Raw genomic sequence first — 19,000 nt, 5'->3', positions numbered from 1 at the left:
CAACGCATAAGCGCGCGACCGATCCATACACCGGTGTGACCCGACCCGCGTCCGCACGCGGTCCGCAGTCGACGCCAGCGACGCGGCTCTTCTCGAAGAAACGGGCGTGAACCGTCCGCCGGCGGGAGTGGCGACCCCGTCCCGGACGACCCCCGACGCGCGCACAGGTCCGTTCACCGACCCGGACTCGCGACAGCACCCATGACAGACACGACCACCACGACACCCTACGCGACGCAAGACGAGACGAACAGCGAGCGAACCGACGCGCCCTTCGAGGGCGTCTACCCGGCGATGACGACGCCGTTCATCGACGACGGCGCGGTCGACCACGACCAGCTGGCCGAGAACGCCCGATACCTCGAACGCGCGGGCGTCGACGGCGTCGTCCCGGTCGGCTCGACCGGCGAGTCAGCGACGATGAGCCACGACGAGCACGTGGCGGTGATCGAGACGGTCCGCGACGCCGTAGACGACATCCCCGTGATCGCGGGCACCGGCTCGAACAACACCGCGGAGGCGCTCTCGCTGTCGGAGCGCGCGGCCGACGCGGGCGCCGACGGCCTGCTCCTCATCTCGCCGTACTACAACAGGCCCGAGCCGGCCGGCTTCCTCGAACACTACCGGACGGTCGCGGACGCGGTCGACCTCCCGCAGATCGTGTACAACGTGCCGAGCCGCACGGGACAGTCGATCCCGGTCGACGTCACCGCCGAGCTCGCGGAACACCCGAACATCCGGGGGTACAAGGCCGCCTCCGGCGACCTCAACCTCATCAGCGAGGTGATAGAGCGGACCCGAAACGAGGAGTTCGCGGTGCTGTCGGGCGACGACGGGCTCACGCTTCCCGTCCTCTCTATCGGCGGCACGGGCACGATCAGCGTCGTCGCCAACGTCGAGCCGGAGCGCGCCTGCGCGATGGTCGGCGCCGCGCTCTCGGGCGACTACGGCCGGGCGCGGGCGCTCCACCACGAGCTGTCGCCGCTCGTCCGCGAGCTGTTCGCCGAGACGAACCCGATCCCGGTGAAAGAGGCGATGCACGTCCGCGGGCGCGGCGGGCCGCGCGTCCGGTCGCCGCTCTCGCGGCTCTCCGAGGAGCGGCGCGAGTCGCTCCGCGAACTGCTGGCCGCGTACGACGAGCACGCGCCGGGGACGCTCGACCTGACGGCCGCCGAGCCCGCGGTCGCGGGGGACGCGGAATGAGCGGCGAAGGCCTGGCAATCGCCGTCACCGGCGCGGGCGGTCGCATGGGCCGCGAGGTGATCGAGGCGGCCGCCGACCGCGAGGGCGTCGCGGTCGCGGTCGCGGTCAACCGCACGCCGACCGACCCGGTGGCGGGCGTCGCGGTCGGGGACGCCGCCGACCTCGACGACCTGCTCGCGAGCGAAGATCCGGACGTCCTCGTCGACTTCACCGGGCCGGCCTCGGCGGTCGCGTACGCCGAGACCTGCGCCGACGCGGGCGTCCCCCTCGTGACGGGGACGACCGGGTTTTCTGACGCGCAGATCGACGGTCTCCGGGCCGCGAGCGAGGCGGTGCCCGTCCTCAAGGCGTCGAACTTCGCTCGCGGCGTGGCCGCGCTGCGCCGGGCGGTCCGGGAGGCCGCCGCCGCGCTCCCCGGCTACGACGTGGAGCTGACCGAGACGCACCACAACGCGAAGCGCGACGCCCCCTCTGGCACCGCAAAGTCGATCCTCGACGACGTCGAGGACGTGCGCTCCGACCTCGACGAGCGCGTCCACGGCCGCGAGGGCGACGCCCCCCGGAGCGCCGGCGAGGTGGGCGTCCACGCCCGCCGCGCGGGCGACGTGACCGGGGAACACGAGGTCCTGCTTGCCGGGAACCGCGAGACGCTCGAACTCACGCACCGCGCCGGCGACCGCGGGGTGTTCGCGGAGGGCGCGCTCGACGCCGCCGCGTGGCTCTCCGACCGCGACGCGGGGTGGTACGGGTTCGGGGACGTGCTGGACGCCGGTGCGGGCGGCGACGGCAGCGAGGGCAGCGACGCCGGGGACGCCGATGAATAACTCTCAGACATACGTGTATCGACAGTTCAATACCGACACTCATCCATACACCATCCAATGAGCCTCGAAGCCGACGTAGCCGACCTCTGGAACCGGTATCAGGACGGGCTGACCGCCGCGGACGCGACCGACGCGGACGCGGCCGTGATCGACGAGTTCCTCGCCGCCTTGGAGGCGGGCGAGGTCCGAGCGGCCGAGAAGACCGGCGACGACGTGACCTCGTGGGAGGCCAACGAGTGGGTGAAGCGGGGAATTCTGCTCAACTTCGGCCTGCGCGAGACCGAGCCACGCGAATACGGCGGCGTCACCTACCACGACGTGTTGCCGCTCCGCGACACCGACGACCTCGCGGAGCGCGGCACGCGCAACACGCCGGACGGGACCGCGATCCGCCGCGGGGCGTACCTCGGCGGCGACTGCATCATGATGAGCCCCTCGTTCGTCAACATGGGCGCGTACGTCGGTGACGGCACCCTCGTCGACTCCTGTGACACCGTCGGCTCCTGCGCGCAGTTGGGCGAGAACGTCAAGCTCGGCGCCAACACGCTGATCGGCGGCGTCCTCGAACCGGTCGAGGACGCGCCGGTAGTGATCGAAGACGGCGTCTCGCTGGGCGCGGGCTGCCGGGTCACCTCGGGATTCCGGGTCGGGGAGGACTCGATCGTCGGGGAGAACACGCTTCTCACGCCTCGCATCCCGGTCTACGACCTCGTCGAGGAGGAAGTGATCTACGGGCACCTCCCGGCCGAGCGCCGCGCGTTCACCCGGATGGTGGAGTCGTCCGTCGGGGACCACGACCTCTTCGACGGCGGCGCGTACAAGCCCGCGGTCGTCGCGACCCACGTCGAGGAGGACACCCTCGAAGCGACGCGGCGGGAGGACGCGCTCCGCGAATGAGCGACCGCGACGCGGGCGGCACGGGCGACGCGGGCGGCACGGGCGACGCAGGTACGGAGGTAGCGGCCGAACTCCCCGCCGACAACCCGCCGGTCCGCCGCGTGAGCGACTGGGACGCCGACCGCCTGCGCGACCTCGCGACCGAGCACGGGACCCCCCTGTACGTTCAGGACCTCGACCGCGTCCGGGAGAACTGCGAGCGCTTGCTCGCGGCGTTCCCCGACGCGGACGTGCGGTACGCCGTCAAGGCGCACACCGGCCGCGCCGTCCTGGAGGCGGTCCGCGACGCCGGCCTCGACGCCGAGTGCGCCTCGGCCGGAGAGGTCGACCGCGCGCTCGCGGCCGGCTTCGACGGCTCGCGGCTCCACTACACCGCGGTCAACCCGCCGGCCCGCGACCTCGACTACGTCGTCGGCGTCGCGGCGGCGGAGCCGGACCTCACGGTTACCGTCGGCGCGGTCGACACCCTCGACCGCCTCGCGGAGCGCGGCTACGACGGCCGGGTCTGCGTCCGGGTGAACCCCGGCGTCGGCGCGGGCCACCACGAGAAGGTCACCACCGGCGGCGCCGCGAAGTTCGGGATCCCCTACGACCGCGCCGCGGAAGCGACCCGAGCGGCGGCCGAGCGGTTCGACGTCGTCGGGATCCACGCGCACCCCGGCTCCGGCATCGACCCGGACCAGCTGGACAGCCACCGCGAACTGGTCGCGCGGATGGGCGAACTGGCGCGCGACCTCTCCGAACCGAGCGACGGCGGCGCCGCCCCCGTCGACCTCGACTACGTCGACGTCGGCGGCGGCTTCGGCGTCCCCTACGAGGAGGACGCCCCGGCGCTCGACCTGCCGGCGGTGGCGGCGGCGACCCGGGAGGCGGTCGGGCCGCTCCCCGATGGCGTCGACCTCGCGATAGAGCCCGGACGCTACGTCGTCGCGGACGCCGGGGTCCTCCTGACCCGGGTGAACGCCGTGAAGCCGACGCCGGACGAGACGGTCGTCGGCGTCGACGCGGGGATGACGGACCTCCTGCGGCCGGCGATGTACGACGCGTACCACCCGATCCGCAATCTGGGGGGCGGGCTGGGGCGCGATGGAGGCGACGCGCCCCCCGTCGCGGAGCGGGAGGCAACCCCTGTCACGGTCGCCGGACCTATCTGTGAGACCGGCGATACGCTCGGTAGAAACCGAGCGCTCGCCGACCCGACCCGAGGAGACCTCCTCGCGGTCGGGGTCGCGGGCGCGTACGGATACGAGATGGCGAGCCAATACAACTCACGACCGCGGCCCGCGGAGGTCGCGCTCGACAACGGAGCCGCGACGATCGCCCGACGCCGAGAGACGCTCGGAGACCTGACGACGGTCGAACGAGAGGGAACCGCCGAGGAGGGCCGACGGGAAGCGACCTCGGGAGCCGACCGACCGGAGGGGGACCGATGAGCGTCTACGCCGTCCCGGTCGAGAAGTACCACGGCACGGGCAACGACTTCCTCGTCGTCGACGCGGCCGCCGAGAACGTCGGGGACCGCGCGGCGTTCGCGCGAGCGTACTGCGACCGCGAGACGGGCGTCGACGGGGGAGATTTCGACGCCGAGCCGCCGCGCGACGCCGGCGCGGACCGCGACGGGGAAACGGGTCGACGCGGCGCCGACGGCGTCCTCTTTTTGAGCATCGAGGAGCGGTTCAACCCCACCCGCGTCGTGATGACGCTGGTCCAGCCCGACGGTTCGACGGCGACGATGTGCGGCAACGGGGCCCGCGTCGTCGCGCGGTGGGCCCACGACCGGACCGGCGACCGCGAGTTCATGATCGACACGCAGGCCGGCACCCGGCGCGCCACCGTGAACGCGGACGCGACCGCGGCCACCATCGAGATGGGCCAGCCGACGTTCGGCCCCCGGCGGGTCCCGGTCGCTCGCGAGGGACCCCTCGCCGGCGAGCCGCTGGTCGACGAGTCCGTCGAAGGGCTGACCGTCACCGCCGCCAACACCGGCGTCCCGCACGCGGTCGCGTTCGTCGACGGCGGCCGCAACGACCCCGACGGAATCGACGCGGTCGACCTCGACGACGTGGCCCCGCCGGTCCGCCACGCCGACGTCTTCCCGGAGGGCGCGAACGTGAACCTCGCGGCGGTCGTCGACGACGGGAGCGGCGGGGGCCCGGCGGTCCTCGATCAGCGCACCTTCGAGCGCGGCGTCGAGGGCGAGACGCGCTCCTGCGGCACCGGCGCGGTCGCGGTCGTCGCGGCCGCCCGCCGGCTGGGACTGATAGACGGCGACTCGGCGGTGAGCCGACCCCCGGGCGGCGAACTGGAGATCACCGTCCCCGACGCGGGCCACGCCACGCTGACCGGCCCCGTCGCCCACGAGTTCTCGGGGGCGCTCCCCGCCGACCCGCGATGAGCGGCGGAAGCGACGCCGACGCGGACGCCGACACGGACACCGGGTCCGGCTTCGACCCGGTCTCGTTCCTCGAAGACGCGGTCCGGATTCCCTCTCACGAGTCCCCCGACGAGACCCGCGAGTTCGTCGTTGACCTGCTGGACGCCCGTGGCGCCGACCCCGCGGTCGTCGCGGACGGCTGCGTCCTCGCGGAGAAGCGCTCGCCGGCCCCCGAGGCCGGCCCGCACCTCGTATTGAACACCCACCTCGACACGGTGACGCCGAACGTCCCGTTCGAGCGGAGCGCGGCGCGAGAGGACGAGCGCAGCGGTTCCGCGCCGACCGAAGGGGAGCCCGAAGAAGTGATTCGCGGCCGGGGCGCCTGCGACGCGAAGGGACCGCTCGCGGCGCTCGTAGCTGGATTCCTCGCCGCCGACCCCGACCGCGGCCGGGTCACGCTCGCGCTCACGCCCGACGAGGAGGCGCTGTCGCTCGGCGCGGCGGCGCTGACCGGCCGGCTCCCGGGGACCGACGACCGGCTCGACGGCGACCTGTTCCTGGTCGGGGAGCCGACCGGCCTCGACGCGTGCACCGCCGCGAAGGGGAGATTTCAGGCGACCGTCGAGCTGTCCGGGACCGCCGCGCACGCCGCGGAGTTCGCCGGCGCGAACGCGGTCGCGGCCGCGGAGGACGCGCTCGCCGCGGTCCGGACGTTCGACGACGGCGCGGACGCCCACCCGCAACTGGGGCCGCCGAAGCTCACGCCAACGGTCATCGAGGGCGGCGCGGCAACCAATCAGGTGCCGGCGGACTGCGAGATAACGGTCGACCGGCGGAGCGTCCCGCCGGAGACGGCCGAGGAGTTCCGGTCCTCCCTCGCGGACGCGGTCCGGTCGTCCATCCCCGACGGCACGGGGGAGGGCGGCGACGCCGACGCCGAGCGCGGCGGCGTCGACGCCGCGGTCGCGCTCACCGACCGCGGGTCGCCGTTCCTTGAGGCGTTCGCGACGGACCCGGACCGCGAACTCGTCCGAGCGGTCGCGGGCGCGGCGCGCGAGGCGGGCGACGCGGTCGGCCTTCCGAGCGAGCGCGGCGGGAGCGTGCGACCCTTCGGCGCCGCGACGGAGGCCTCCTACTTCGCGCCGGCGCCGACGGTGGTGTTCGGGCCGGGCGACCTCGCGGACGACGCGGGCGCGGTCGCGCACGCCGAGCGGGAGTACGTCCGGGTGCGCGAGGTGGAGGCGGCCGCGGCGACGGTGGAGGCCGCGGTGGCGGCGCTGTTGGAGTGACGAGCAGGGAACGTCGCAAGCCCGCGGCCGACTACAGCAGGAACGTCTCCTCTTCTTCCGCGAGGTCGACGAAGTCGTCGGCGGCCTCGATCAGCTCGTCGGCGGCCGAGTTGCCGAACCCCATCGCCTCCACCCGGACGCCCTCGTGGCGGAGGTGCGAGCAGAGCCGCGCGAAGTCGCCGTCGCCGGTACAGAGGACGACGGTGTCGACGTGGCTCGCCAAGGAGACGGCGTCGAGGCTCATGCCGAGGTCCCAGTCGGCCTTCTTCGAGCCGTCCGCGAACGTCTTGATCTCCTTGATCTTGGTCTCGAAGCCGATGTCGCGAAGCGCCTCGAAGAAGCTCTCCTCCTCGGGCGAGTCGGCGCGGATCACGTACGCGATGGCGCGGACGAGCGACCGGTCCGCGACTGCCTCGTCGAGCAGGCCGGAGTAGTCGATGTTCCGCGAGTAGACGCTCTGTGCCGAGTGGTACAGGTTCTGGGAGTCGGCCAGCACGGCGACGCGTTGGTCCGGGTGAATCTCGCTCATGCGTCCCCCTTCACCGCCCGCCGTTAGGGGCTTTGGGATCGGCGCGACCGCGATTCCCGGGCGCCGCCGGGGCCGCGGCGACCACCATGGTTTATGTCAGGCGCTGGCGACCGTGGCCCATGGACGAAAAGCGGTTCGTCGTGGCCCTCTTCGGTCTCGCGGTCGCGCTCGTCGCCGGCTACGTGGCCTATCGGTTCGTTGCCCCCCTCACCGTCGCCGTCTTCCTCTACTACTCGACGCGGCGGTTCTACCACCGGCTCGAACGCTTCCGGCTGCCGGCCCGGGTCCGCGCGGTCGTGTCGCTGTCGGTCATCGGCCTCCCGCTCATCGGGCTGGTGAGCTACACGCTGGTGCTTCTGGTCTTGGAGGCGCGGCGGTTCATCGAGCAGTACCCGGTGGCCGACACCATCGGCGCGGAGAACTCGGTGATAGCCGACCTCGCGGAGCTTTCGAACCCGACGATGGACGAACTGCTCGTGGCGTACCGCTCCGGGCAGTTCGACCCCCTCATCGACCTCGTCTCCGAGCAGGCGTCGCTGCTGGCGAGCACGCTCTCGGGGCTCGCCCTGAACCTGATCATCACCGTCATCGTCACCTACTACCTGCTCATCGACGGCTCCCGGTTCCACGACTGGCTGCTCAGCTTCGACGACGACGCGATCGTCCGCGAGTACCTAGAGACCGCCGACGCCGAACTGGAGGCGGTGCTGTACGGGAACCTGCTCAACGTCATCGCCATCTCGATCATCGCCGTCGCGACGTACCTCGGGTTCAACGCGGTCGCCTCCGCCGCGGTCGAGATCCCGTACCCGACGCTCGCCGGCGCGATCACGGGGATCGCCAGCCTGATCCCCGTGATCGGGATGAAGATCGTCTACATCCCGCTGGCGGCGGCGATGTCGGTCCCGGCCGCGCTCGACGGCGAGGTCGCGCTGCTCGCGTACGTCGCCGGCTTCCTCGCCGTCGCGGTCGTGGTCGTCGACACCATCCCGGACATCGTCCTCCGGCCGTACTTCAGCGGCGAGACGACCCACGTCGGCCTGCTCATGCTCGCGTACATCTTCGGCCCGGTCGTGTTCGGCTTCCACGGGCTGTTCCTGGCGCCGATCATCCTCGTGTTGGCGCTGACGTTCGTGGACACCGCGCTGTTGCGCCTGCTCGGCGTGGAGCCGGATCCGGGACCGGAGATCCCAGAGGGCCAGCGCCGGCTCAACGAGTTCTGAGGCGGCCGGGGGCCGCCGCCGCGCCCGGTCTCCGCGCGGCGCGAGCGACCGCGCGGTCGGCCGACCGGTCACCGCCCGCCGGCGCCGAGCCGAAGTCATATATCCCCGCTCGACGACCGGGGGCGTATGCGAGTACACGTCATCGGTCTCGGCGGGGCCGGGGGGCGGACCGCCGACCGGCTCGCCGCCGAGCACGGCGCCGATCCGTTCCTCGCGGGCGTCAACGCCTTCGACACCGACATGGACGCGCTCGGGGCGCTCGACGCGCTCGGCGAGGAGCGCCGGTACCGGTTCGGAGACGCGGCGGGCGGGGACGGGCTCGGCGGCGACCTCCACGCGGGGCGCCGCCTCGGGGACGCGCACGCGGGCGAACTCGGCAGGGCGATGGACGACCAGCGGCCGTCGCGCGCAGAGGCGTTCCTGATCGTCGTCGGTCTCGGCGGCGCGGCCGGGGCGGGCGCGGCGCCAGCGCTGGCCGAGGAGCTGACTCGGCTCTACGACGCGCCCGTCTACGCGTTCGGGTTCCTTCCGACTCCGGGCGAGACGGAGGAGCCGGACGGGGACGGCGGCCCGTCGAGCGCGGCGTCCGGGACCGCCGCGGCGTCCGGGAACGACCCGACGCCGACGACCCCGCACCGCCCGCTGGCCGAGCGGAACGCGGCGCGGACCCTCGACGCGCTGTCGGACCGCTGCGCGGCGGTCTTCCCGTTCGACAACGCGGCGTGGCTCCGCCCGAGCGAGGCGCTCGGCGGGGGCCGCGACCGGCTCAACGGGGCCGCCGCCGAGCGGATCGGGGCGCTGTTCGGCGCCGGCGAGACGCCCGAGGGGACGGAGACGCCCCAGCAGGTGCTCGACGCGAGCGACGTCGCCCGGGCGGCCGGCGGCGACGGCGAGATCGCGGCGATCGGCCACGCGACCCAGCGGGTGGAGTCGCCCGACGAGGGGTCCCGGTTCGGGCTGGGGCTGTTCGGCTCCTCCGGGCCGGCGGAAGTCGACACGAGCGAGGCGGTGTCGGCCGTCGAGACCGTCATCCGGAAGGCGGCCCGCGGGAAGAACACGGTCGAGGTCCCCGAGGGACGGGCCGACCGGACCCTGCTCGTGGTCGGCGGGCCGCCCGCGTGGCTCAACCGGGAGGCGATAGCCGACGGGCGGCGCTGGCTCGCGGAGGAGACCGGCTCGGACGCCATCCTGAGCGGCGACGCGCCGATTCCGGACGGCGACGCCGTCTCCGCCGTCGTGGTCCGGTCCGGGATCGACGAGCCGGAGCGGATCCGCGAGATCCGCGAGACGATCGCGTGACGGCGGCTCGCACCGCTTCCGCCTCCGCTCCGACGGCCGCGCTCCGACTCCGGCGGCGGACCCGAACCGATTAACCGCGTGGCGCGCTCACGGAGACCGTGACGACGCAGGCAGACCTCGGCATCGACCTCGACGTCCGCGACGCCGCGGCGGTGGCGGAGCGCCGCGACGAACTCGTCGCCGCCGTGCGCGACCACGCGGGGCGGATCGCCTACCAGCTCGCGCGGCTTCGGGGGGGCGACTACGGTCGAGAGACCCTCTCGACGCCGGGCGGCGAGTGGACGGTGAAGTACGAGGCGGGCGAACTGGAGTTCCTGCTGTTCTCGCCGGACTCCGGCTCGGACACGTACGTCATCTCGACGAAGCAGCCCCCGGAGCCGGCCGCGCTGGCGGCCGCGCTCGACGACTACGCGGCGTTCGTGGCGGCGTGGAACGAGCGCGTCGACTCGCTTTCGGGCGTCCTCGACGGCGTGAGCGCGGAGTTCCCCGAGCCGGCGACCACGGACGGCGTGGTGGCCGAGCGCGACCGCGTCCTCGACCGGATCCGCGAGACCTGCGCGGTCATCGCCGGCGAGGTCCACCGGTACGAGAGCGACGACTACGGGACGTTTACGGCCCGCGTCGAGGGGGACCGCTGGGAGTTGAAGTACGACGAGGGGGCGGTCTCGTACCTCCGGGTCGGCGGCTCCGGCGGCCTCTACCTCATCTCGCAGTACGAGGCCCCCTCCGCGGCCGACGTCCGCGAGTACGCCGACCGGTTCCGCGGGTTCGTCGAGGCGTACAACGAGTTCGTCGACGGGCTGGAGGCCGACCTCCGGCGCGTCTCCGTCTGAGCCGCGACCCGCCGCCGTCCGAGCGGACCCGACGGCGGTGCGAGACCCCGGCGCGTCGGGCACCGAAACGACTCGTTACCCCGCGTCTCGGTCCGGTAATCCGTCGTAGCAATCGGACAATAACTACCCTCACCGGCGGCTTGGTCTCGGCCGTCCCTCCCCCGCGACGGCCGGGCGCCTCCGGGCCGCTCCGTTTCGGGTCGCCCTGATCGAACCGGTGTGGGACGTTCCCCCATGTCACGAAAACGCTCGACACCGATCACGGTCGCTATCGCCTCCCTACTGGTGCTCTCCGCGGTCGCCGGCGCGCCCGCGGCCGTCGCGCAGGACGGGCCGCCGCCGACGCCCGCGGCCTACTTCGGTGACGTCACGATCGACGGGGAGCCGGCGCCGGAGGGCGTGGAGGTCACCGCATACGTCGGCGGCGAACAGCGCGGGAGCCTCACCACCACCCAGTCCGGCGCGTACGGCGGGTCGTCGGCGTTCGACCAGAAGCTCGTCGTCGAGGGGACGAGCGACGACGCGGGGGCGACCGTCGAGTTCCGCGTCAACGGCGAGGTCGCCGGGACCGAGGAGACGGTCGAGTGGGAGCCGGGCGAGGTCCGCCGCGTCGACCTCGCGGTCGGTGACGGAGCCGACGGCGGCGACGGCTCAGGCGGCGGTTCGGGCGGCGGCGGTTCAGGCGGTAGCGGTGGCGACGGGAGCGGCGACGGCGGTTCAGGCGGTAGCGGTGGCGACGGGAGCGGCGACGGCGGGAGCGGCGGCGGCGCAAGCACCGGTGGCGGCGGCGGCGGCGCGGTCGCGCCCCCGCCGAGCGGAGACGCCGTCGAGACGACGACGGCGTCCGTCGAGATGACGAACGCCACCGCGACCCTCTCCGCGAGAAGCGTCGACGCGGGCGAGGTCGTCGAGGCGGAGCTACCGGCGGAGCTGTCGGCGTCGAACGCGACGCTCTCCGCGTTGACCGTCTCCCCCTCGTCCGACATCCTCTCGTTCGACCTCGACGTGACGCCGATGGAACCCGCCGCGATCCCCGACGACGTGCGCGACCACGAGGACGCCGAGACCGTATCGGCGTTCGAGATCGCGTCGGACACGTTCGACTCCGGCGACGTCGACAGCGCTGAGATCCGCTTCGAGACGGAGATGTCGGCGTTCTCCGACGCCGAGTCGCCCGAGGAGGTCGCGCTGTACCGCTACGTCAACAACCAGTGGCGCGAGCTACCGACGACCTACGAGGGCGACGGCGTCTACGTCGCGGAGACGCCCGGCTTCTCCTACTTCGCCGTCGGCGGCCCGCAGTCCGACGTGACGGTCGCGGAGGCGTCGCTCGACGCCGAGGAGGTGGCTCCCGAGAGCGCGACGGAGGTGGCCGTCGAACTGCGGAACGACGGCGGCGCTGAGGGGACGACGAACGTCGGCCTCCGGATAGACGGCGAACTGGTGGACGACCGGACGATAACCGTCCCCGCCGACGCGACGCGGCGCGTCACGTTCACGCCGCAGTTCCCCGAGACCGGCGAGTACGAGGTCGCCGTCGGCCCGACGGAGGTGGGAACCGTCTCGGTCGTCGAGTCGACGTCCTCCGACGCCGGCGCGAGCGACGGCGAGGGCACCGGCGGGACGGCCGACGGCGCGACCGGCGGTCCCGGGGACGACGGCTCGCCGCTCGAAGGGTTCGGCGTCGGTCTCACGCAGGTCGTCGGCCTCGTGAGCCTGCTGCTCGTCGTCGCCGGCGGGTTCCTGCTGCTGCGCCGGGAGTAGGTCGGCCATCCCGGCGAGCGCGGGGCGGTCGAGCGGTCCCGGGCCGCTCCCGGAAGCCCCGTCCGTCGGACCCCTTTTTCGGCGTGCTGATCCGTATCCGTGTGTATATCTCGCCGGTTTTGGTAATACTTATTCACCTCTGTTCAGTACCGACCGCGTATGTCTATCACCCTGCCGGGACCGACGCTCGGCGTCGTCGGCGGCGGACAGCTGGGCCGGATGCTGGCCGAGGCCGCCGCACCGCTCGGCGTCGACCTCGTCGTGTTGGACCCGACGCCGGACTGTCCGGCGGCGCCCGTCGCGGCCGACCAGGTCGTGGGCGAGTTCGACGACGCGGACGCGATCGACGAACTGGCCGCCCGCGTCGACGCCCTGACGTTCGAAATCGAGCTCGCGGACCCGGAGACCCTCGCGGCCGCGAGCGAGGAACACGGGGTGCCGGTCCACCCCGATCCGGCCAGCTTAGAGATGATCCAAGACAAACTGGTACAGAAGGAGGCGCTCGCGGAGGCCGGGATCCCCGTCCCCGAGTTCGTCGCGGTCGCGACCGCGGAGGGCCTCGAACGCGTCGTCGAGGAGTTCGGCGGCGTCATGCTGAAGGCCCGCGAGGGCGGCTACGACGGCCGCGGGAACGTCCCCGTCGAGGCGCCCGACGAGGCCGCCGCCGCGCTCGACGCGGTCGGCGGCGCCGCGATGGCCGAGGAGTTCCTCGATTTCGAGCGCGAGATCGCCGTGATGGGGCTGAAGGGCGCCGACGGCGAGACGCGGACCTACCCCGTCACGGAGACGGTCCACCGCGAGGAGATCCTCCGCGAGAGCGTCAGCCCGGCCCGCGCCGACGACGCGATCGTCGAGGAGGCCGAGTCGGTGGCCCGCGACGTGCTGGCGGCCCTCGACGGCCGCGGGGTCTACGGGATCGAGCTGTTCGAGACCCGCGAGGGCGAGGTGCTGGTCAACGAGATCGCGCCGCGCCCGCACAACTCCGGCCACTGGACGATCGAGGGCGCGCGCACCTCGCAGTTCGAGAACCACGTCCGCGCCGTCCTCGGCTGGCCGCTCGGCCCGACCGACCTCGTCGCGCCCGCGGTCACCGCGAACGTCCTCGGCAACGTTCACGAGAGCAGAGCTCTCGTGAGCCAACCGGAATCACAGCGTGATTCCGGTGACGTCGACGAGACCCGACCCGCCGCGCTCCGGAACGTCGAGACGGTCCTCGACGCGCCCGACGCCGACCTCCACTGGTACGGGAAAGACGACGTGTACCCGCTCCGGAAGATGGGGCACCTCACGGTGACGGCCCGAGACTCCGGTGCGCCCGGCGACGGCGAGGTCGACCGCGGGGACCTGCTCTCCCGGGCGCGGGACCTCCGCGACGGACTGACGTTCCGCGACGCGTAGCCGCCCCAATCTACAGGACCCCGGCGAGTCCCAGCGCCTCGATCAGCGGGACCCCGGCGATCACCGAGCCGATCAGGTAGCCGCCGATCGCGCCGCCGTTCAGGAGGGGAAGCCCCGCGTGCGGCCGCCCCCGTATCACCCACCGCATGAGCACCACCAGCCCCGCGAGGGTCCCGACCATCGCCAGCAGCGCGGGGAGGTTGACGCCGACGAGGGGGACCGCGAGGTCCGCCGCCGGCGAGAACGTCGCCGCGCTCGCGATCAACACCGTCGGAATGACGGCGTCTCCGAGACCGATGAAGAAGGCGTCGCGGTCGCCGGCCTCGGCGGGTCCGGCGTCGCGGTCGCCGCCGTCGCCGGCGGCGGACGCGGGGTCGGTCTCCGCGTCCGAGCCAGCCTCCTGAGCGCCCGATTCGACCTCCGATCCGACCCCCGCGGCCTCCTCGCTTGCGGCCTGCGCGTCGAGCAGCGAGTACGACAGCGACAGCGGGATCACCAGCACCACCGGGATGTTCAGGTCCATGATCCCCTCCGCGAGCGACAGCATGTGCTCGGTGCCGTACACCGATATCGCGTCGTAGACGGCGAGCGCGGCGAGCAGTATCAGCGCGGGCAACAGCCCGAAGGAGATGCCGAACAGCCCCGCCGCGCCCGCGCCCATCAACACCCCGGCGGTGTCGATCACGTACCACTCGGGGTGGATGAGCAGGCCGGCCGCGACGGTGAGCGCCGGGACCGCCGCCGCGAGCGGCGACACGAGCGCCGAGAAGACGTACCACGAGAGCCACGCCGAGACGCCGATGATCAGAAGCCGGATCGCCCCGTCGAGGTCGTACCGGAACGCCGCGAGCATCAGCCCGGTCATCGCGAGGATGGCGACGACGTACAACACGCTGTTCGTGGGGTTCTCGGGGTTCTCGACCGCCTGATATCCGCTCTCGGAGAACTCGGGGACCAGCGCTAAGGCGCCGACCTGAACGATCACGAACAGCCCGACGACGAAGGCGACGCCGCGGTACTCGCGGGGGAACATTCGACCGCCGGTTCGGCGGCCGAGGGTTTCGTCCTTGCGCTTCCGCTCCGAGAGTGCCGACCGAACCGGTCGCTGTCGCGACGGGAGCGGCGCACAGAAAGGGGTTCGGGCTCGGTGTGGGAGCGGGTGGACCCGAACCCAAGCCGACGGACGACGGACGGTGGAAGCGAGTGGCCGGCCGGCCCGCCCGAAGCGGGATGGGGCCGACCGGATTCGTCCGCGGCGTTTACTCACTCTGGCGACCGACGTAAGAACTTACCGGCCGAGTTATCAACATAGATACCCTCGGCGCGGCGGCCGGTTCCGGATCCCCGTCGCCGCCGGATCGAGAGTCGATTCGTCGGGGATGTCCGGGCGGTAGCGGCGGGGACCGGAGGGGCAGAGGGTAGCGACTAGACCGGGACCGAAGGTAGCGACCGGAAAGGGGTGAAGGTGGGAAGTGGCGGACGAAAGGCGAGGGAAGCGGCGGGCGAACGGGCGGCGGCCGGACAGCGGACCCCCAGGCTGTCGGCGGCGATGCCGCCCGAGTGGTCGGGACGGGCGCGCGGATCGTTAGCGCCGAACTCCAACGAGAAAAGCGTCGGACTTCGGCATCGATACGTACGCGCCTCACGGGTATAAATATGTGAGATCCGGAGCCGACGGCACCGCGCTCACGGAGCGGGGGCCACCACCCTCGTCCCGCGGGCGCTCACCGGCGGTCGCGGAGCGCGGGGAACTTCTCCCGGACCGCGGCGACCCGCTCGGGGTCGACCGTCGCGGCGACGACGCCGGCGTCGTCACCGAGCGACGCGAGCGTGGTTCCCCAGGGGTCGTACACCGCGCTCCGTCCGCAGAGCGCGTCGTCTCCGAACCGGCCGCTCCCGTTGACGGCGGCGACGTACGCGAGGTTCTCGATCGCCCGCGCGCGGCCCAGCGTCCGCCAGTGTTCGATCCGGGGGTACGGCCACGCGCTCGGCACCAGCACGCACTCGACGCCCGCGTCGACCATCGCGCGGAACTGCTCCGGAAACCGGAGGTCGTAGCAGGTCGTCACGCCGACCGCGACGCCGCCAAGTTCGACCACGGGCGTGCGCTCGCCGGGCACCATCCGATCGGTCTCCTCGGAGCCGTACCCGAACAGGTGCCGCTTCCGGTAGACGAGGCGCCGCTCGCCGTCGGCGTCGAACAGCACCGCGGCGTTCGCCAAGCCGGACTCGGCGGGCACGTCGAGGCCGTCCGCGGCCGACGCCGCCAGGTCCTCGACGACCGTCCCGGCCAGCACCGCCACGTCGTGGTCGTCGGCCGCGGCCGCGAACCGGGCGAGGCGGTCGCCGGCGAGGCTCTCGGCGGCGCGGCCGTACGAGTCGAACGCGAAGTAGCCCACGTCGAACAGTTCGGGGAGGACGACGAGGTCGGCGCCCTCCTCGGCGGCCGCCCGGACGCGGTCGAGCGCGCGCTCGACGTTCGCGTCGACGGCGCCGCCCTCGACCGCCAGTTGGACGCCGGCGAGCCTCATGCCGGCGAGGCCAGCGAGGCGCGGAGCGCGTCCTCCAAGTTGTCCAGTTCGGCGTCGAAGTTTCGCTTGAAGAAGGACTCGACGCCCGGGAGCCGCCCGTCGACGACGAACTCGTTGGCGAGTCGGCACCCTCCGTCGTCGCTCTCGGTGATCTCGTGTTCGCCGGTGACGCGGAAGGCGCGCGACTTCCCGACGAACTTCACCCGGTTCGGGGGTCGCGCTCGACTTCCTCCGTCTCGACGTCGATCGTCGACCGGATCATCGGCACCGGGAGCGCGACGTGCCAGGTCGCGGTCCCGTCATCGTGGACCTCGAAGGAATCGACCACGCTGATGGCGCCCGCGCGCTGCTCCGCGTCCGAGATGAACGCCCACACGTCGGCCGGCGGCGCGTCGAACTCGAACGTTCGGGAGACTCGAACGGTCATACGTTCCCGTTTGGGGCTACGGGGGTTAAAAATGCGCGTCGACAGAGTCAGGCATGGGGAACGCGGCGGAGAAGTAATCGGAGAACGCGATAGGGAAGTAACCAGAGAACGCGGCGGGCCGGCGACCGGAGGGTGCGGCCGGGCGGGACCGTCACCCGTCCGGCGTCACGCGCCAGGTCGTCGACTTGGCGCGGCCCCACTTCTCGATGTCGACGTCGTCCGACTTCTCGGCCAGACGGGGGAGCCGCGACCCCACCTGCTTCGCGGTGAGACCGATTGCGTCGGCGATCGTCTTCGAGCGAACGTACCGCTCGCCACGGGTGACGCTGTCCGTGAGGTACGCGAGGATCCGCTGTTCCTCCTCGGTGTACTCGCTCATTGGCGGTTGTACGGGTCTGACGTTCTTAACGGTTTCTCGTATTCCGGACGAAGCCGAAGCCGGCGGCGGAGCGGCGTCGAAGCCGATACCGAAGAGGGACCGAATCCGGCGGCGGAGCGGCCGGTCAGTCGAACAGCTGAACCGCGCCGACGGCGAGCGTCGCGAAGACGAAGGCGGCCGCGAACCCCCACGCCTTCCCGATCTGTCCCGGATACGCTAGCATCACCGCGGCGCCGACGACCGCGACGGCGCCGAGCGCGAGCGCGACGCCGACCTCCTTGTCCGATTCGATGGAACCCTCGCTCATACGAACCGCTTCGCGGGGGACCACTTAGTTCATGCGAACCGCGCGACGCGGTCGGCGTGGCGAGCGAGGACCCGCCGCGACTCCGCGATCAGAGGATCTCGACGTGCTCGGACGCCTCGTTGAGCGCGAGGTTCGCCGCGATCTCGGCGTTCCGCATGGCGTACTCCGCGGTGTGCTGGAGGCTGACGAGCACTTCGCGAGTCATGAGCAGCGTCTCGTTGTCGAGGTCGTCCGGCAGCTCGGAGAGGATCTCCTGCTCGCGGTCCTCCAGCCGCGAGAACAGGTCGCGACACTCGACGGTGAGGTCGTAGTCGCGCTCGACGACGGCCCGGACCGCGAGCGCGGTCAGGTCGTCCACCTGGTCGGTGAACTCGCGGATCTGCCGCATCGTCGCGCTGTCGACGTCGAGAGTGTGGCCGTCGGCCTCCATCACGATCTCCGCGATGTCTTCCGCGTTGTCGGCGGTGAGTTCGAGGTTCTTCGCGACGGAGCGGTAGCCGATCAGCGGGAAGCCCTCTTCGAGACCGACCGCGCGGGCGAGGTTCGGGTTCTGGTAGGCGGTGAAGATGAGCCGGAGCAGGAGGACGAAGATCTTGTTCGCCTGCCGCTCGCGGTTGAGCGCGCGCTGCGCGAGGTCGGGGTTGCCGTGCGCGAGCGCCTTCACGCCCTCGCCCCGCATCGTCGAGCCGGTGTTCTCCAGCCGTTCGAGCAGGTTGTCGAGGGTGAAATCCTCCGGGTCGACCGAACAGCGGATCGAGATGTCCTCCGGCGTCTCCTCGATGACGCCGAGCCCCATCAGCTGGGTCTCGGCCTTGTACACCGCGTTGATGTGTTCGCTGTCGAGCGCGCCCTCGCTGCGGACGTGGATCACGCGCCGTCCCAACACGTACTGCGCGACGATCGCCCGTTCGAGCGAGCGCGCGTCGAGCGCGTCGGCGTTGATCACCGCCTCCGACTCCTCGCTGCTCACCGACTCGGGGAGCACCGTGAGCGTTCCCTTGCCGCCCATGCGGAGCGACACCTCGTCGCCTTTGTTCACGCCGTGTTCCTGCGCCCACTCGGCCGGGAGCGTCATCGCCAGCGTCGACGGCCCCAACCGTTGGACCTTCCGCGTTTCCATACGCGACCGTATCGTGGGATAGACCTTAACGTTGTTCCCATGTTCATTATATGCTTCATCGGATATGCAAGGGAACCCCGCCGGCGACGGCGTCGCGCTCGGTGCGGGGAGAGGCGGAGGCACCCACCGCGGGGCCGGGACCGCGGCCCGACCGCTCATTGACGCCGGCGTCGCGCCGAGCGATCCGCGCGCTTATGTCGGTCAGGCGGGGATATTAGGTATGACCGAGCGGGTACTCGTCGTCGACGACTCCTCGTTCCAGCGGACCGTCGTCCGCGACGCGTTAGAAGAGCGGTTCGAGGTCGTCGACGAGGCGGAAAACGGCGCGGAGGCGGTCGAGCTCTTCGAGGCGTACGAGCCGGACGCGGTGTCGATGGACGTCGTGATGCCGGAGATGACCGGGATCGAGGCGACCGCCGCGATCAAGGACCGCTGGCCCGACGCGGTGATCGTGATGTGCACGAGCGTCGACCAGCAGGAGAAGATGATGGAGGCGGTGAAGGCGGGCGCCGACGGCTACGTGACGAAGCCCGTCGACGCCGAGGAGCTGGTCGGGGAGTTCGAGAGCCACCTCGGGTGACCCCCCCGCGGGCCGGGCTCCCG

At 72.1% G+C, this 19,000-nt stretch carries 18 protein-coding genes and 1 pseudogene; 12 read left to right on the top strand and 7 right to left on the bottom strand.

The features are described from left to right. Positions 1–201: 201 nt before the first annotated feature. Genes dapA through KI388_RS02145 form a run of 6 tightly spaced genes read left to right on the top strand, consistent with a single transcriptional unit; the run spans position 202 to position 6,587 of the window. Positions 202–1,203, top strand: coding sequence for a 4-hydroxy-tetrahydrodipicolinate synthase (gene dapA, locus KI388_RS02170; RefSeq protein WP_215087769.1), 1,002 nt, complete (start codon positions 202–204; stop codon positions 1,201–1,203). Further along, positions 1,200–2,027: a 4-hydroxy-tetrahydrodipicolinate reductase gene (gene dapB / locus KI388_RS02165; RefSeq protein ID WP_215087768.1), complete on the top strand. Its 828-nt coding sequence runs from the start codon at positions 1,200–1,202 to the stop codon at positions 2,025–2,027. The genes dapA and dapB overlap by 4 nt, the downstream gene beginning before the upstream one ends. Before the next feature lie 57 nt (positions 2,028–2,084). After that, the gene (locus KI388_RS02160; protein WP_215087767.1) at positions 2,085–2,924 is read left to right on the top strand and encodes a 2,3,4,5-tetrahydropyridine-2,6-dicarboxylate N-succinyltransferase; all 840 of its coding nucleotides are present in this window, start codon (positions 2,085–2,087) and stop codon (positions 2,922–2,924) included. Then, entirely contained in the window at positions 2,921–4,357 is a 1,437-nt protein-coding gene (gene lysA, locus KI388_RS02155; RefSeq protein ID WP_251133186.1) for a diaminopimelate decarboxylase, read from the top strand. Before KI388_RS02160 ends, lysA begins: the two co-directional genes overlap by 4 nt. Next, on the top strand, positions 4,354–5,319 hold the full coding sequence (gene dapF, locus KI388_RS02150) for a diaminopimelate epimerase (protein ID WP_215087766.1): 966 nt from the start codon (positions 4,354–4,356) through the stop codon (positions 5,317–5,319). The genes lysA and dapF overlap by 4 nt, the downstream gene beginning before the upstream one ends. Continuing rightward, positions 5,316–6,587, top strand: coding sequence for a M20/M25/M40 family metallo-hydrolase (locus tag KI388_RS02145; protein ID WP_215087765.1), 1,272 nt, complete (start codon positions 5,316–5,318; stop codon positions 6,585–6,587). Before dapF ends, KI388_RS02145 begins: the two co-directional genes overlap by 4 nt. 31 nt (positions 6,588–6,618) lie before the next feature. Here KI388_RS02145 and KI388_RS02140 read toward each other — a convergent pair whose 3' ends face one another. Further along, positions 6,619–7,116 (bottom strand): NYN domain-containing protein, encoded by a 498-nt coding sequence (locus tag KI388_RS02140; RefSeq protein WP_215087764.1) that lies wholly within the window; start codon positions 7,114–7,116, stop codon positions 6,619–6,621. Between the two features lie 119 nt (positions 7,117–7,235). Between KI388_RS02140 and KI388_RS02135 the strand changes: the two genes are divergently transcribed. From KI388_RS02135 to KI388_RS02115, 5 genes are all read left to right on the top strand, one after another. Continuing rightward, positions 7,236–8,339, top strand: coding sequence for an AI-2E family transporter (locus KI388_RS02135; protein WP_215087763.1), 1,104 nt, complete (start codon positions 7,236–7,238; stop codon positions 8,337–8,339). A 126-nt stretch (positions 8,340–8,465) separates the two neighbouring features. Then, the gene (locus KI388_RS02130) at positions 8,466–9,638 is read left to right on the top strand and encodes a cell division protein FtsZ (RefSeq protein WP_215087762.1); all 1,173 of its coding nucleotides are present in this window, start codon (positions 8,466–8,468) and stop codon (positions 9,636–9,638) included. Between the two features lie 98 nt (positions 9,639–9,736). Further along, positions 9,737–10,471 (top strand): hypothetical protein, encoded by a 735-nt coding sequence (locus KI388_RS02125; RefSeq protein ID WP_215087761.1) that lies wholly within the window; start codon positions 9,737–9,739, stop codon positions 10,469–10,471. 234 nt (positions 10,472–10,705) lie between these two features. Further along, the gene (locus KI388_RS02120) at positions 10,706–12,235 is read left to right on the top strand and encodes a PGF-pre-PGF domain-containing protein (protein WP_215087760.1); all 1,530 of its coding nucleotides are present in this window, start codon (positions 10,706–10,708) and stop codon (positions 12,233–12,235) included. Positions 12,236–12,394: 159 nt separating this feature from the next. Then, the gene (locus KI388_RS02115) at positions 12,395–13,633 is read left to right on the top strand and encodes a 5-(carboxyamino)imidazole ribonucleotide synthase (RefSeq protein ID WP_215087759.1); all 1,239 of its coding nucleotides are present in this window, start codon (positions 12,395–12,397) and stop codon (positions 13,631–13,633) included. 10 nt (positions 13,634–13,643) lie between these two features. On the opposite strand, the gene KI388_RS02110 is transcribed toward KI388_RS02115, so the two are convergent. The 6 genes and pseudogenes from KI388_RS02110 to KI388_RS02085 all read right to left on the bottom strand — a co-directional run bounded on the left by KI388_RS02110 (position 13,644) and on the right by KI388_RS02085 (position 18,397). Continuing rightward, a complete protein-coding gene (locus tag KI388_RS02110; protein ID WP_215087758.1) occupies positions 13,644–14,666 on the bottom strand; it encodes a presenilin family intramembrane aspartyl protease PSH in 1,023 nt (340 codons plus the stop codon). A 691-nt stretch (positions 14,667–15,357) separates the two neighbouring features. Continuing rightward, positions 15,358–16,164, bottom strand: coding sequence for a nitrilase-related carbon-nitrogen hydrolase (locus tag KI388_RS02105; protein ID WP_215087757.1), 807 nt, complete (start codon positions 16,162–16,164; stop codon positions 15,358–15,360). Continuing rightward, positions 16,161–16,591: pseudogene (locus KI388_RS02100) on the bottom strand (SRPBCC family protein). The gene KI388_RS02105 and the pseudogene KI388_RS02100 overlap by 4 nt, the downstream one beginning before the upstream one ends. Before the next feature lie 151 nt (positions 16,592–16,742). Further along, the gene (locus KI388_RS02095; RefSeq protein ID WP_004598402.1) at positions 16,743–16,970 is read right to left on the bottom strand and encodes a hypothetical protein; all 228 of its coding nucleotides are present in this window, start codon (positions 16,968–16,970) and stop codon (positions 16,743–16,745) included. A 124-nt stretch (positions 16,971–17,094) separates the two neighbouring features. After that, positions 17,095–17,277 (bottom strand): hypothetical protein, encoded by a 183-nt coding sequence (locus KI388_RS02090; RefSeq protein ID WP_215087756.1) that lies wholly within the window; start codon positions 17,275–17,277, stop codon positions 17,095–17,097. Positions 17,278–17,365: 88 nt separating this feature from the next. Beyond that, positions 17,366–18,397 carry a phosphate uptake regulator PhoU gene (locus KI388_RS02085; protein ID WP_215087755.1) on the bottom strand — a complete coding sequence of 344 codons (1,032 nt, stop codon included), beginning with the start codon at positions 18,395–18,397 and terminating at the stop codon, positions 17,366–17,368. A gap of 220 nt (positions 18,398–18,617) precedes the next feature. On the opposite strand from KI388_RS02085, the gene KI388_RS02080 reads away from it, so the two are divergent. Next, positions 18,618–18,977: a response regulator gene (locus tag KI388_RS02080; RefSeq protein ID WP_215087754.1), complete on the top strand. Its 360-nt coding sequence runs from the start codon at positions 18,618–18,620 to the stop codon at positions 18,975–18,977. Positions 18,978–19,000: the final 23 nt, after the last annotated feature.

Origin of the sequence: Halorubrum sp. 2020YC2, assembly GCF_018623055.1 — an archaeon.
Lineage (GTDB): Archaea > Halobacteriota > Halobacteria > Halobacteriales > Haloferacaceae > Halorubrum.
Note: the sequence above shows the minus strand (reverse complement) of the source record. Positions and strands in the feature narration are given on the sequence as shown.